Below are 14,901 nucleotides of genomic sequence, written 5' to 3'. Positions count from 1 at the left end.
ATTATTCTTTTTTATTTTTAGATACAAATACCGAGATAAAGATACTTGCTTCATAGATTAGTAACATTGGAATTGCAACAATAGTTTGGCTTACTACATCTGGCGGCGTTACGATGGCAGCTATAATAAGAACAAGTACAATTGCATATTTTCTATAGGTTCTTAAAAATTCAGGGCTTACAAGTCCTAGTTTTGTCAAGAAATAGATGATAATAGGTAATTCAAAAAACAATCCACTTGCCAGCACGGATGTTTTTACCATTCCGATATAAGAATCAAGTGTGAATTGATTGAGTACTACAGGACTGACTGTAAAGGTAGCGACGAAGTTTACTGACATGGGAATCACTACAAAATAGCCAAATAATACTCCGATAAAGAAAAGTAGTGATGAAAAAAAGATGAATGCTTTGGCGTTTTTCTTTTCGTTTACATAAAGTGCAGGACTGATAAATTTCCATATTTCCCATAGGATATAAGGGAAACTTAGAATAAAACCGGCCAGAATACAGACCCAGATAAATACATTTACTTGTCCTTCCATCTCTGTATTCTGAATGATAAACGGCATTTCAGTAATACAAATACTATCTGCAAATCCCAATGAATGGGATAGGTCACAGAAAAAATGATAGGTAAAGAATGAAGGTCTGGTGGGCCCAAATATAATGGTGTCAAATAAGTAATCACTAAAAAAATAAGTGGCAAAAGCCATAATTATTATTGCTATTGTACTACGTACTAATAACCATCTTAAATCTTCAAGATGATCTAAAAACGACATTTCGTTTTGGTTTTTCTTTGCCATTATGCTATTCCTTCTTTTAAAATATCGTGTAAATGTAAAACGCCTTTGTACTCGCCATGGTCTACCACGACTAATTGTGTAATAGAGAAATCTTCGAGAATATTCAATGCGTCAACAACCATATCGTTGGATTGAATTAATTTTGGATTTTTAGTCATAATGTCCTTCGCAGTTAATTCTGAAAATGAATCTCTTTCGTTCAACATTCTTCGTATGTCACCATCGGTTATAATTCCGATAACTTTATCGTTTTCAATAACTGCGGTAACACCAAGGCGTTTCTCTGAGATTTCAAAAATAACTTTTTTGATTGGGGTATCAGGTGAAACCATTGGTTTTAAAGTATGCTCTAACATGTCTTTAACCTTGAGTAATAATTTTTTGCCCAAAGCACCTCCAGGATGATATTTAGCAAAATCCTCTGGTTTAAAATTTCTGATTTCCATTAGGCAAACTGCAATAGCATCACCCATAACAAGCTGTGCAGTTGTGCTGCTAGTAGGCGCTAAGTTAATCGGGCAAGCTTCTTTTTCTACAGTGGTGTTCAACACAAAATCAGAACCTTTTGCAAGGAAAGAGGTCATATTTCCAGTTATGGCGATCAATGTGTTTCCAAAACGCTTTAAAAGAGGGACTAAAACCTTTATTTCTGGACTGTTTCCGCTTTTGGAGATACATATAATAATATCCTCATTTTGTACCATCCCTAAATCACCATGAATGGCTTCAGAGGCATGAAGAAACATAGAAGGCGTCCCAGTTGAATTAAAGGTAGCGACCATTTTCTGGGCAATGATGGCGCTTTTTCCTATTCCGGTAACGATTAATCGTCCCTTGGAATTGTAAATTGCTTGTGTAGCTTTTGAGAAATTTTCGTCAAGAAAGTCTGTCAGTTTTTTAATAGCTTCACTCTCAGTAAGTATGGTTTTTTTGGCAATAGCCAAAATATTTTCTTTAGAAATCAAAACAGAATATTTTAAATTTGTGAGTGTAAAAGAAAGTTGTATCTTTATATGGTGCAAATTTATACAAAATACCACATAATACCATACAATAAAGAATGAATTCAAATGAAATTGATATCCATAAAGAATTAAAGAAATATTTTGGCTTTAGCCAATTTAAGGGGCTGCAAGAACAGGTGATTAAAAGTTTACTCAATAAACAAAATACATTTGTAATTATGCCTACAGGCGGTGGTAAATCGCTCTGTTATCAACTCCCCGCTTTAATTCAGGAAGGAACAGCAATCGTTGTTTCTCCTTTGATTGCTTTAATGAAAAACCAAGTAGATGCCATTAGGAGTTTATCTACAGAAAGAGGTATTGCCCATGTTTTAAACTCATCACTGACAAAAACAGAAATTGCTCAAGTTAAAGCGGATATTACTTCTGGATTAACGAAGTTGCTCTATGTTGCGCCAGAATCTTTGACAAAAGAGGAAAATGTCAACTTTCTTAAAAATGTAACCATATCTTTTGTAGCGATTGATGAAGCGCATTGCATCTCCGAGTGGGGGCATGATTTCAGGCCAGAATACAGAAATCTAAAAAACATCATTAAACAATTAGGTGATGTACCAGTCATTGGTCTTACCGCTACCGCTACTCCAAAAGTTCAGGAAGATATTCTGAAAAATTTAGATATGTGTGACGCAACTACTTTTAAAGCATCATTTAACAGGCCTAATCTATATTATGAGGTACGCACAAAAACAAAAAATGTTGAATCAGATATTATTCGTTTTATAAATCAGCACAAAGGGAAGTCTGGAATTATTTATTGCCTTAGCCGTAAAAAAGTGGAAGCCATTGCTCATGTATTACAAGTTAACGGAATTAGTGCCGTTCCTTATCATGCCGGATTAGACGCAAAAACACGTGCAAGACATCAGGACATGTTTCTTATGGAAGATGTAGATGTAGTGGTAGCGACGATTGCTTTTGGGATGGGAATTGATAAACCAGATGTTCGTTTTGTAATTCATCATGATATTCCAAAATCACTGGAAAGTTATTATCAAGAAACGGGTCGTGCCGGTAGAGACGGTGGAGAAGGACATTGTCTGGCTTACTATTCGTATAAAGATGTAGAAAAGCTAGAAAAATTTATGTCTGGTAAACCGGTTGCCGAACAGGAAATTGGGTTTGCTTTACTACAAGAAGTAGTGGCCTATGCAGAAACTTCTATGTCAAGAAGAAAGTTTTTACTCCATTATTTTGGTGAGGAATTCGACAGTAAAACTGGTGAGGGTGCTGATATGGATGACAATGTAAGAAATCCAAAAGCGAAAGTAGAAGCCAAAGATCAGGTTGTGAAATTACTAGAAGTAGTACGAGATACGAAGCATTTATATAAATCTAAAGAGATTGTTTTTACCTTAATTGGCAGAGTCAATGCTGTAATAAAAGCACATAGAACTGATTCTCAATCTTTTTTCGGTTGTGGTGTTGCTTTTGATGAGAAATATTGGATGGCCTTATTGAGACAAGTGCTTGTGGGAGGCTATTTATCTAAAGATATTGAAACCTATGGTATCGTAAAAATAACAGGTAAAGGATTGGATTTTATTAAAAAACCAAGTTCTTTTATGATGTCTGAAGATCATGAATACAATGAAGCCGGAGACGAAGCAATTGTAAGTGCATCTAAATCTTCGGGAGCAATAGATGAAGTGTTGATGGGTATGTTGCGTGATTTGCGTAAAAAAGCATCTAAAAAGCTGGGAGTACCGCCATTTGTTGTTTTTCAAGACCCTTCACTTGAAGATATGGCCTTAAAATATCCTATTTCTCTCCATGAATTGATAAATATTCATGGAGTCGGAGAAGGAAAAGCGAAGAAATATGGTGCCGAATTTGTCGAATTAATAAATCGTTATGTGATAGATAATGAGATTATACGGCCAGATGATTTGGTTGTAAAATCGACAGGAATCAAGTCAGCCATGAAATTATATATTATTCAAAATGTCGACAGAAAATTGTCTTTAGATGATATCGCTAAAGCGAAAGGGTTGACAATGGAAGCCTTGCTTAAGGAAATGGAGCAAATTGTCTATTCAGGGACTAAATTGAATATCAAATATTGGGTCGATGAAATGCTTGATGATGATCAGCAAGAGGAGATTTATGATTATTTTATGGAATCAGAATCAGATAAGATAGAAGGGGCCTTAAAAGAATTTGAAGGGGATTACGACATTGATGAATTGCGCTTAATGCGAATAAAATTTATCAGCGAAGTCGCGAATTAAAAAAAGTATTCAGTTTACAGTAATCAGTTTGCAGAATTTAGTGTTCAGAAATACAGTAAACTGAATACTAATTACTGACTACTGATTACTTTCTTCATAAAGTTCACCACGATGTGGTTTCAAGGCATCACGTACTTGAATCATGTTTTCATCAGTAACGACCATAAAAGCAATAGCCTGCATTTCGCCTTGAATTGTAAAACCGGTAATATTTAAAGGCAACTTTTCTATTGCTATATATTCTTTTAAGTGAATTTCGTGATGTTCAGCAGTTTTTGCCGAAGCAGGGCCACGGAAATCCCATATTAGTTTTATTTGTCTAGACATGCTAAATTAGTATAAGGTTCAAGAGGCAAAGTTACAAAGTTTAGAAGACGAAAAACAATTACCGACAAAACAAACAATCAAATCCACTTCAAAATACTATTTTTGCACTTTGTTTTTCGATAAAGACAAGGAATAGATAACCGAATTATCACTCAAAAATGCCTCAAGAACACCTATTACAAGTCTCTCCGGAAATTGCTGCAAACGAAATGTTGCTAAAGGAATACCTTGGAAAACTGCTAAAGATTTCTCCAAAAGAAATTCAGCATGTTTCTATTTTAAAGCGTTCTATTGATGCACGTCAAAAAGCAATTAAAATCAATCTGAAAGTGACGGTTTATTTGAAAGGAGAGCCTTTTGAAGAAAATAAAATACAACTTCCTGATTACGGAAATGTAGCAAACGCTCAAGAAGTAATTGTTGTTGGGGCTGGGCCTGCCGGACTTTTTGCCGCCTTGCAGCTTATTGAATTGGGCTTAAAGCCAATAGTGATCGAAAGAGGGAAAGATGTTCGTGGCCGCCGTCGTGACTTGAAGGCGATCAATGTAGATCATCTTGTAAATGAAGATTCTAATTATTGCTTTGGAGAAGGCGGAGCAGGAACGTATTCTGACGGAAAATTATATACACGATCTAAAAAAAGAGGTGATGTAACTCGAATTTTGGAATTATTAGTGGCGTATGGTGCTACTCCAGATATTTTAATAGAAGCACATCCACACATTGGAACCAATAAATTACCTCAAATTATTCGGGATATTCGAGAGAAAATCATCGAGTGTGGCGGGCAAGTGCTGTTCGAAACCCGTGTGACTGATGTTTTAGTAAAAAATAATGAAGTTCAAGGAATCGTAACCCAAAAGGGAGATACGATTTTAGCCAATAAAATGATTTTGGCTACGGGGCATTCTGCAAGAGATATTTTTGAATTATTAGATAGGAAAAAGATATTTATTGAGGCGAAACCTTTTGCCTTGGGCGTTAGAGCAGAGCATCCGCAATCCTTAATTGACAGTATTCAGTATAGCTGTGATTATCGGGGCGAACTTTTGCCACCGGCGCCTTATAGTATTGTGAAGCAAGTGGGAGGCAGAGGAATGTATTCCTTTTGTATGTGTCCCGGCGGTGTGATTGCGCCTTGTGCGACAAGTCCTGGTGAAGTGGTGACTAATGGTTGGTCTCCTTCAAAAAGAGATCAAGCTACGGCAAATTCTGGTATTGTAGTCGAATTGAAGCTGGAAGATTTTAAGCCTTTCGCAAAATATGGAGCTCTTGCCGGAATGGAGTTTCAAAAAAGTATCGAGCAAAAAGCATGGCATTTGGCTGGGGAAAGCCAAAAAGTTCCCGCGCAACGCATGATTGATTTTACACAAAGTAAAGTTTCTTCGGAAATTCCGAAAACCTCTTATGTTCCTGGAACTACATCAGTAGAAATGGGTCAAGTTTTTCCAGGTTTTTTAACTCAGATTTTAAGGGAGGGCTTTTCTGAATTTGGGAAATCCATGCGTGGGTATTTGACTAACGACGCGATATTGCATGCACCAGAATCAAGAACATCGTCACCTGTACGAATCCCAAGAGACCCAATTACCTACGAACATCTACAGATAAAAGGATTGTATCCTTGTGGAGAAGGAGCAGGTTATGCGGGTGGAATTATTTCGGCTGCTATTGATGGCGAGAAATGTGCCTTGATGATTGGCGAAAGTCTACATAAAAAACCCTCGATTTAATTTTATATAAATCGAGGTTGGTATTTTTAGTTGTTCTTTCTAATTAAGGAATCAGAATTATTTTCCCAGTACTTTTTCTGCTTTCCAAGAAATCATGTGCTTTTTTACCTTCAGATAATTTAAAGGTAGTAGGAGTTGCAATAGTAATTTTATTGCTGCTAATCCAGTCAAACAATTGATGGGCTCTTTTAATGCGTTGTTTTTTAGATGTTAAATAGCTCCATAAATCACCACCGGTTAAGGTTTTTGAAGTGTCCATTAACATTCTTGGGTTGATAAAATCTGGATCTCCGCCTGCCATACCAAAAAATACTACTTGTCCACAAGTTTTGGTTACTTCAAAACTATCACTTAATGTGCTGCCTACACTGTCGTAAACTACATCTACTCCATTGGGACAGTATGATAATACCTTAGATTTCCAGTCTTCAGAATATAAAAACACTTTGTTAGCTCCGTTTTTTAAAGCCATTTCTGCTTTAGATGCTGATGAGGTTAGACCAATAACGGAGGCGCCTAATAATTTGCTGATTTGAGTCAAAAACTGACCGACTCCTCCCGCTGAAGCATGGATGAGTACTGTTTCTCCTTTTTGTGTTTTATGACTGTCAGTCGCTAAATAATGAGCGGTTAATCCTTGAAGAAGAATGGTGGCGGCGGTTTCGAAACTAATGGCATCTGGTAAAGGAATAGCATGTTCAATTTGAACGGCTACCAATTCTGCATTAGCTAAGGGGACATCAGCAAATGCAATACGATCTCCAACATTGAACTTAGTATTGTTTGAATCAACCACTACACCTGCACCTTCGTAACCTGCAATAAAAGGAGGATTTCCTTTTAAATGATAATTTCCTTTTCGGCGGTACACATCTGCATAATTTAATCCTATCGCACGCATTTCGACTAGAATTTCATTTTTTTTAAGAGTTGGTGTTGGTATGTCGATATATTCAAGAACATCTGAAGTACCAAATGCCGAAAAAGTAAGTGCTTTCATATTTAAAATTGTATTTCTTTGAAAGGCAAAGTGAATTAAAAATCAGTAGGGTTTTCTACAATCATAAAAAAGATATAATTGATGTTAGCTAACTTATTTTTTTTAAAAGATGTTTGTGGATTTTGTCGTACAATAATTTTTCATCAATTGGTTTGGATATGTAATCATCCATTCCTACGGAGATGCATTTTTCTACGTCGGCAGTGGTGACATCAGCAGTAAGGGCAATAATTGGAATTTTAGAATTCAGAACATTACGGATGTATGAGGTAGTCTCAAAACCATTCATTATTGGCATTTGTAAGTCCATTAAAACGATATCATAGTCATTTTTTTGAAGTAAATCGACAGCAATCTGGCCATTATCAGCTATCTCAATATCAAATCCAAAATCTAATAATATTATTTTAATTAAAAGTTGATTTAAGATTACGTCTTCGACAACTAATACTTTTATTCCTTTGGTCGTTGATTCTTTGGAAATATCAAGTCCTATCGTTGCCAGTTCGGTGGCGCTTGCGATTTCTTTTGGGTTCGGTTTCATAAAATTCATTGTAAACCCAAAAGAGGATCCTTTTCCTTCTTCACTAAATGCTATTATTGTTCCTCCTTGCATTTCGACCAATTGCTTAACGATAGCAAGACCGAGCCCTGTTCCTCCATAAGAATTACTAATTGCTTTTGTAGCCTGTTCGAAATTTTTAAAGATGTGCGCGAGTCTGTCTTGAGCAATTCCAATGCCCGTGTCGGTTACAAGAATTTCAATGGTACAAGATTCAGTATCCTCGTTCAACAGGCGCGTGTTTACGCTTATTTTTCCTTTTGAAGTAAATTTAAGAGCGTTACTCATTAAATTTAAAATAATTTGACGCAAACGCATCGGATCCCCAATCAAAAGTGTAGGGATAGCTGGATCATAGTTATGGGATAGCGCTATGTTTTTTTCCAACATCTTTTGTTCAAAAAGATGAAGCGTCGCAGAAATGGACTTCGATAGTTTAAAAGCCGTTTTCTCAAAGCTCATCATTCCAGCATCTACCTTTGCTATGTCTAAGATGTCATTAATTAAAATAATTAAAGCATCTCCTGATTCTTTTATGGCAGTAATATATTCGGTTTGGGATTGATTTAACTCTGTCTTTAAAACGACATTGGTAAATCCAATAATCGCATTCATTGGAGTTCTAATCTCATGGCTCATATTTGACAAAAATTGCTGCTTTGACCTCACGGCTTCTTCTGCAATAAGTGTTTTTTGCTCTGCATTAATTTTTGATTCAATTAATGCGTTTTTTGCCAAGACTTGTTCGGTTACTTCGTAGGCGATTATAGTTACTCCCGATATCGTTTTGTCTGCCTCATAATAAGGCTGATATACAAAGTTAAAATAAGCCTGCTCTAATTGGCCATTGCGAACTAAAGGCGCCAAAAGTTCATTTCCGTAAAACGGAATTCCTGTGGTGTAGACCTTATTCAACAATACAGGAAATTCCTTATCCTTAAGTTCAGGCAAAATAGTGGTAAATTCTTTTCCTTCGACGTCATTACCCTTTCCCCACATGTTTTTGATACTGTCATTTGCTAAAGTAACTACCATCTTTTCACCTTTTAATATTGCTATGGCAAAAGGGGATTTAGTAAGCAACATATTATAGCGTTTCTCACTGTCTTCAATTTTTTTCGATGCTTTTTTTTCAGTCTCACGCTGTTTCTCCCATGCTTTTTTTTCTTTCGATTGAAGTTCAACGGATAATCGCCGTACTTCAGAAATATCTTTGATTGCCAAAAGGATTAATTGCTCTCCATGTGTTTTTTGATAAATGCTTTTAGCATTAAATAATATTGTTTTTTCACCTCTATCAGAAAATAGATTTGTTACTTCCAGATCCTGAGAACTTATGTCAATGGTAAGAATATTTTGAATTAGCAAGCGTAATTCTGGGATATCCCATTGCTTGTTGTTTAGGTCGAAAAGAGCAATTCCTTCGGCCTCGTCCTTACGGATGGAATATTCTTTACAAAAAGATTTACTGGCCGATTTGATTTCTAAGTCTTCATTGAGTATCAACATGGGTTCATTGATCGTCGCAATAATTTCTTCGGAATATTCGTATGATTCTGCTAATAGTGCAATATGATTTTTCAGTTCTTTATTTTCAGTCACATCTTCAATCATCTGAATGATGTAATTCACATTATTATTTTTGTCTAGCAATGGTGAGTTAACAACACTCCAGTAGCGTTCTTCAAATTCACCCCCTTCTGATCGGGGTCTTCTAATATCATGTTTTTGAATGTCCATTTTATCGGCAACATGATACTGAAGTACGCGATTTAAAGAAGTCCGTAACTTATTCAGTACGTCTGACGATTTATTTGTGGGATTATCAGGAAACACATCAAAAATGCTTTTGTTTACAACATCTGCCCGTTCAGTCATTGTAGCTTTTAAATAGGCATCAGAGATAGTAACTATATTAAAATGGGAATCTAACACTAGTAATAGCGCTGGAGATTGTTCAAATAGGCTGATGTAGTCGCTACTATCCATAGAATATTAAATTAAATACTGCGGTATTTTTATGCTTTTAAATCGTAATAATTTAAGATTCCTTTTTTAATAAAAATCAGGTAAAGATACATAAAAAACGATGCGATATTATTTAATTATTTGGTAGTAAATCATTCGGATAAAAATAAATTATAGTTTGCGATTTTGGCTTATAAAATGATTTATTTTAGCGGAACTATTCCTTTTTTCAGTAAAAATTTAGAGGTATTATTATAGGTTTAATGTTTTTTTAGCCACTATTATTGGTTGCGATTAATTCGCTATCTTTAATTTCAATGTATGAAAGCAAGTCGAAAAACAAGATTGGTCGTTGTTTTTCAACTTGTCCATGAAATGATTGGAATTGTTTTGAATTTGTTATTCTGTATCAGCTATAAAGTCAAGGGCTATAGAATTCATGCAGTATCTTTTTCCCGTGGGGGCAGGGCCATCATCAAAAAGATGACCTAAATGACCATCACATCTTCCACAAAGGGCTTCAATTCGCTCCATGCCTAGCGAGTTGTCTTTTTTATAAATAACACTGTTTTTATTGTCTTGTTCGAAAAAACTCGGCCAACCGCAGCTACTTGAAAATTTGGCTCCAGAACGAAATAATTTGTTACCGCAGGCCGCACAGTAATAGGTTCCTTTTTCATCTGTGTTCCAAAATTTTCCTGTAAAAGGTCTTTCGGTATCGGCATTTCTAGTTACTTCATACACATCTTCGGGTAATACTTTTTTCCACTCGGCATCCGTCAGATGTAGTTCTGTGGTATCTGTATTAGAATAAAATGGGTTTTCCGGTTTGCTAATTTTATTTTCCATAATTTTTGATTTTTGTAGTTTAGTTTGCTTTTTCGCTGTTTGGCCGTAGGTAATAGATAGAAGTAACTGAAGCAAAAATATAGAGCTCATAATTGCTATTCTTTGCATGTGTAAGTGCTAGTCGTTTGGGGTAGGAACACCTGTTTTAGTATGCCGTTTTGATAGTTAATGGTTTTATTTTATTGTTTGTAACAAATATAAGCATCGATTCTGCTTTGTGGTGTGTTATACTTTGGGTATTAACAGCTATTTATATAAGTTTTAACTATTGTTATTTATGGATAGAAAGTGTTTTTGATTTTGCTGCTGACTAATTCTTATAATCCTGTTCTCATGTTAACTAAATGTTTTTTAAATCCCACTTTTTCATAAGCTCTAATTGCCGAGGGATTATCATTATAGACATCTAACCTCATTTCTGTTATGTTTTGAGACTGACACCATTCTTTTAGGGTATTAATAATAATTCCATTGATTCCCTTTCCTCTGTATTTGGGATCCGTATACATAAATCCTAGATAAGCGTAACTGTCGTGATTCAAATAGGGTTTTGCTGTTTCTATTCGAGCATAACCGGAGCCTACAATTTCAGAGTCGATTTCAGCAACGAGTATTTCAATATGCGGTGCGCTAATCATCATTTCGATGTCGTAATAATTAATTTTACCCTCTTTTAAAGTAGGGTCAAAAGGGCGTTCGGCAGTAATGATTCCTTTTTCAAATTCTAGAAGTAACTTCAAGTCTTCTAGTCGTGCTTTGCGGATATTTATTTTATTCATTTTCATAGCGGTTTTTGGTTATCAAAAGTAAGAAAGAATCTGCGAATGGTTTTTATCGAATACAGATCTAATTCCAACGAATTGTTTTAACTTCAACAAATCGAAACAGAACGTTAAAGGATACGCTATTATTTAACTTTTGTGTATTTTTGTAACGCTAAAAATAATTATGATAGAAGAAAATGTAATATTAGTTAATAAGGACGATGAACAAATTGGATTGATGCCCAAGTTAGAGGCGCATGAAAAAGCAGTTTTACATCGTGCTTTTTCAGTTTTTGTTTTGAATAGTAAAAATGAAATCATGCTGCAACAGCGTGCTCATCAAAAATATCATTCTCCGCTACTTTGGACAAACACCTGTTGTAGTCATCAAAGGGAAGGGGAGTCAAATATTGAGGCTGGGAGTAGACGATTGTTTGAAGAAATGGGTTTTAAAACAGAACTCAAAGAACTTTTTCATTTTATATACAAAGCTCCGTTTGATAATGGTTTAACAGAGCATGAGCTTGATCATGTCATGATTGGTTATTATGATGAAAGTCCACTGATAAATCCAGAAGAGGTAGAAGCCTGGAAATGGATGGCTATTGATGAAGTGAAATATGACATGCAAGAACATCCTGAGATTTATACCGTTTGGTTTAAAATAATTTTCGATGAATTCTATCATTTTTTGGAAGATCATAAAATTTAATACTATCCTAACCCTTAATTTGCTTATCCAAAATTCATTCGTGATTTCTAACGGAGGCAAAGGTTTAAATTATAAATAAGTATGAAAGTAACTATAAGTAGAAAGGCTCATTTTAACGCAGCACATCGATTGTATCGTAAGGATTGGACTTTCGAGAAAAATGATGCTGTCTTTGGAAAATGCAACAATCCTAATTATCACGGACACAACTATGAGTTAATTGTAGGTGTTACTGGTGAAATTGATCCTGAGACTGGTTATGTCATGGATATAAAGATTTTATCGGATATCATTAAAGACGAGGTAGAGAATCAGTTCGATCATAAAAATTTAAATGTAGATGTTCCCGAATTTGAAAACCTCAATCCTACAGCCGAGAATATAGTCGTGGTTATTTGGAATAAAATAAGAAAGAGAATTAAGGCAGAATTTGATTTAGAAGTCATTCTATATGAGACTCCCCGTAATTTCGTAACGTATAAAGGAGAGTAATGGAATTAAAAATAGGGGATAGTATTCCGAATTTTAAAGCGAAAGATACCAATGGAAATGACTTTAACAGTCAAAAATTAGTTGGACAAAAACCATTAGTCATTTATTTTTATCCTAAAGACAATACACCAGGATGCACCGCACAGGCATGCAGCTTTAGAGATCAATATGAAGACTTCAAAGACTTAGGCGCTGAGGTTATTGGAATTAGTAGTGATAGTGTCGAGTCTCATCAAAAATTCTCCAAACAGTATAAATTGCCGTTTATTCTTTTATCAGATCACGATAAGAAAATCAGGAAACTTTTTGGCGTTCCTTCTGGAATGTTCGGTTTGCTTCCGGGAAGAGTGACTTATGTTACCGACAAAGAAGGAGTAATAATAATGATTTTTGATAGTATGATGGCTTCAAAACATATTCCAAAAGCGTTAGAAGCAGTTAAAAAACTAGTTTCTTAATTCAGAAAACAGCATTATATATTTGTAAAACAGAGAAAGCTGTTTTTTTAAAATAAATGAAAATGAGTAAAAAAATATATCCATTACAGTTTAATCCCATATTAAAGGAGAGGATTTGGGGGGGCGAAAAACTGAAAACCGTTCTCAATAAATCAATTACGTCAAATATAACAGGAGAAAGTTGGGAGTTATCAACCGTTGAAGGTGATGTTAGTGTCATTGCTAATGGAGATTTGAAAGGGAAGTTATTGACCGACGTTATTGATGAAGCTCCAAATGAAATGTTAGGGACAGCCGTTCATGAACGTTTTGGGAGGCAGTTTCCATTACTCTTTAAATATTTAGATGCTCGAGAAGACTTATCAATTCAAGTTCATCCCAATGATGCTTTGGCAAAGAAAAGGCACAATTCTTTTGGAAAAACAGAAATGTGGTACATCATGCAAGCGGATGAAGGATCGGAGATAATTGTTGGCTTCAAGGAAGATTCTAATGCACAAGAATTTTTAGAAAAGGTAGAAAGTAAAACCTTAGTTTCTATCCTGGATAGTGTAGAAGTAAAAGAAGGGGATGTATTCTTTCTTGAAACAGGAACGGTGCATGCTATAGGTGCGGGATTAGTAGTGGCAGAGATTCAGCAAACATCAGATATTACTTATCGAATTTATGACTTTGATCGGGTAGATGCACAGGGCAATACCAGAGAGTTGCATTTAGATTTAGCTGTTGAAGCTATAAATTATCACAAGCTAGATACCCGTAGAGAATATTTAGAGGAAGAAAATCAGTCAAACACAATTGTAAACTGTCCTTATTTCACGACAAATTTTATTCCGTTGACAGATGCGATAAACATTTCGAAGACTGGAAATAGTTTTACGGTATATATGTGTATTGACGGAGCATTTGAAATAGAGTACAATAAGGATATCTATCAGTACAAAAAAGGAGACACAGTACTAATTCCTGCAGCGATGGACTATTATGCAATCAGTGGAAAAGCTTCAATTTTAGAAATTTACATTTCATAGTTAGTAATAGAAAGATTATATGTACTTTTGCAGACGCAAATTAAAATTAAAAATAAAATGGCAAATATTAAGAACTTAAAAAAAGACATCAACTACGTATTAGGAGATATTATTGAAGCAGTTTACTTGTTCGAGATTTCTACTACTGGCAAACCAACAACTGAAACTAATGATTTAATTGATGAAGCTATCGCTGCTTTTGATGTTTTGATCACAAAAGTGAACGCTAAGAATGTAGAAGATAAAAAAGCACACTTCAAACAAATCAATGTTGAATTGGAACAAACTGCAAATCAATTGATTGCTAAAATCAACGAATTGTAGTCAAGAAAAACGATAAAAAATAGCAGATTTGTTTTGGAAAACACGAATTCATCTGTATATTTGCACCCGTAATGAGACGCCAGCGTAGCTCAGTTGGCTAGAGCAGCTGATTTGTAATCAGCAGGTCGTGGGTTCGAGTCCCTCCGCCGGCTCATCGTAAAACCATCTAACTTTCGTTAGATGGTTTTTTTATTTTAGACCTAGTGAGATTACTCATTTTGGCAGTTTTTGAATAGAAAAAATAATCTTAAATTAAATAGGTTTTTTATTTGGAGAATTGAAATTCTGCTGTATATTTGCACCCGAAATGAGACGCCAGCGTAGCTCAGTTGGCTAGAGCAGCTGATTTGTAATCAGCAGGTCGTGGGTTCGAGTCCCTCCGCCGGCTCATCTTAAAACCATCTAACTTTTGTTAGGTGGTTTTTTTATGCAATGTGTTTTCGATTTGAAGATGAGGTAAAGGAGGATGGAGTGACTAAGGATTAAGTCGATAATCTGTGGAGCAATAAAAGTCAGGTTTAAGGGATCATAACGAAAACCTGTGGAGTAGCAAAAATTAGGCATATATATTAGTTAGCCTAAAAAGGAAAAACTCAATGTTTCTCACGCCTCTAAAT

The 14,901-nt window shown here is 35.3% G+C and carries 14 protein-coding genes and 2 tRNA genes; 9 read left to right on the top strand and 7 right to left on the bottom strand.

What is annotated here, in order from left to right; translation table 11 throughout:
- Position 1 precedes the first annotated feature (1 nt).
- Both tatC and BMW63_RS16170 read right to left on the bottom strand, forming a co-directional pair.
- A complete protein-coding gene (gene tatC / locus BMW63_RS16175) occupies positions 2-808 on the bottom strand; it encodes a twin-arginine translocase subunit TatC (RefSeq protein ID WP_074724499.1) in 807 nt (268 codons plus the stop codon).
- The gene (locus tag BMW63_RS16170) at positions 808-1,773 is read right to left on the bottom strand and encodes a KpsF/GutQ family sugar-phosphate isomerase (RefSeq protein ID WP_074724544.1); all 966 of its coding nucleotides are present in this window, start codon (positions 1,771-1,773) and stop codon (positions 808-810) included. The genes tatC and BMW63_RS16170 overlap by 1 nt, the downstream gene beginning before the upstream one ends.
- Before the next feature lie 95 nt (positions 1,774-1,868).
- Between BMW63_RS16170 and BMW63_RS16165 the strand changes: the two genes are divergently transcribed.
- The gene (locus tag BMW63_RS16165; RefSeq protein WP_074724498.1) at positions 1,869-4,064 is read left to right on the top strand and encodes a RecQ family ATP-dependent DNA helicase; all 2,196 of its coding nucleotides are present in this window, start codon (positions 1,869-1,871) and stop codon (positions 4,062-4,064) included.
- A 78-nt stretch (positions 4,065-4,142) separates the two neighbouring features.
- On the opposite strand, the gene BMW63_RS16160 is transcribed toward BMW63_RS16165, so the two are convergent.
- On the bottom strand, positions 4,143-4,391 hold the full coding sequence (locus BMW63_RS16160; protein ID WP_074724497.1) for a hypothetical protein: 249 nt from the start codon (positions 4,389-4,391) through the stop codon (positions 4,143-4,145).
- 158 nt (positions 4,392-4,549) lie between these two features.
- Here BMW63_RS16160 and BMW63_RS16155 point away from each other — a divergent pair, with 158 nt between their 5' ends.
- On the top strand, positions 4,550-6,124 hold the full coding sequence (locus BMW63_RS16155; protein ID WP_074724496.1) for an NAD(P)/FAD-dependent oxidoreductase: 1,575 nt from the start codon (positions 4,550-4,552) through the stop codon (positions 6,122-6,124).
- Between the two features lie 43 nt (positions 6,125-6,167).
- Here BMW63_RS16155 and BMW63_RS16150 read toward each other — a convergent pair whose 3' ends face one another.
- The 4 genes from BMW63_RS16150 to BMW63_RS16135 form a co-directional block, all read right to left on the bottom strand.
- Positions 6,168-7,124: a quinone oxidoreductase family protein gene (locus BMW63_RS16150; protein ID WP_074724495.1), complete on the bottom strand. Its 957-nt coding sequence runs from the start codon at positions 7,122-7,124 to the stop codon at positions 6,168-6,170.
- An 88-nt stretch (positions 7,125-7,212) separates the two neighbouring features.
- Positions 7,213-9,675, bottom strand: a complete 2,463-nt coding sequence (locus BMW63_RS16145; protein WP_074724494.1) for an ATP-binding protein — start codon at positions 9,673-9,675, stop codon at positions 7,213-7,215.
- A 378-nt stretch (positions 9,676-10,053) separates the two neighbouring features.
- Entirely contained in the window at positions 10,054-10,503 is a 450-nt protein-coding gene (gene msrB / locus BMW63_RS16140; RefSeq protein WP_245744999.1) for a peptide-methionine (R)-S-oxide reductase MsrB, read from the bottom strand.
- A gap of 317 nt (positions 10,504-10,820) precedes the next feature.
- Positions 10,821-11,282: a GNAT family N-acetyltransferase gene (locus BMW63_RS16135; protein WP_074724492.1), complete on the bottom strand. Its 462-nt coding sequence runs from the start codon at positions 11,280-11,282 to the stop codon at positions 10,821-10,823.
- Between the two features lie 169 nt (positions 11,283-11,451).
- Here BMW63_RS16135 and idi point away from each other — a divergent pair, with 169 nt between their 5' ends.
- The 7 genes from idi to BMW63_RS16100 all read left to right on the top strand — a co-directional run bounded on the left by idi (position 11,452) and on the right by BMW63_RS16100 (position 14,672).
- Positions 11,452-11,979, top strand: coding sequence for an isopentenyl-diphosphate Delta-isomerase (gene idi / locus BMW63_RS16130; RefSeq protein WP_074724491.1), 528 nt, complete (start codon positions 11,452-11,454; stop codon positions 11,977-11,979).
- 81 nt (positions 11,980-12,060) lie between these two features.
- Positions 12,061-12,471 (top strand): 6-pyruvoyl trahydropterin synthase family protein, encoded by a 411-nt coding sequence (locus BMW63_RS16125; RefSeq protein WP_074724490.1) that lies wholly within the window; start codon positions 12,061-12,063, stop codon positions 12,469-12,471.
- Positions 12,471-12,929, top strand: coding sequence for a peroxiredoxin (locus tag BMW63_RS16120; RefSeq protein WP_074724489.1), 459 nt, complete (start codon positions 12,471-12,473; stop codon positions 12,927-12,929). The genes BMW63_RS16125 and BMW63_RS16120 overlap by 1 nt, the downstream gene beginning before the upstream one ends.
- Positions 12,930-12,991: 62 nt before the next feature.
- On the top strand, positions 12,992-13,960 hold the full coding sequence (locus BMW63_RS16115; protein ID WP_074724543.1) for a type I phosphomannose isomerase catalytic subunit: 969 nt from the start codon (positions 12,992-12,994) through the stop codon (positions 13,958-13,960).
- A 57-nt stretch (positions 13,961-14,017) separates the two neighbouring features.
- Positions 14,018-14,284, top strand: coding sequence for a hypothetical protein (locus BMW63_RS16110; RefSeq protein WP_074724488.1), 267 nt, complete (start codon positions 14,018-14,020; stop codon positions 14,282-14,284).
- Between the two features lie 78 nt (positions 14,285-14,362).
- A tRNA-Thr gene (locus tag BMW63_RS16105) sits at positions 14,363-14,436 on the top strand.
- A gap of 162 nt (positions 14,437-14,598) precedes the next feature.
- Positions 14,599-14,672 (top strand) — tRNA-Thr (locus BMW63_RS16100).
- Positions 14,673-14,901: the final 229 nt, after the last annotated feature.

The organism is Flavobacterium frigoris, from assembly GCF_900111075.1.
Taxonomy (GTDB): domain Bacteria; phylum Bacteroidota; class Bacteroidia; order Flavobacteriales; family Flavobacteriaceae; genus Flavobacterium; species Flavobacterium frigoris.
This window is presented reverse-complemented; position numbering and strand designations above follow the sequence as displayed.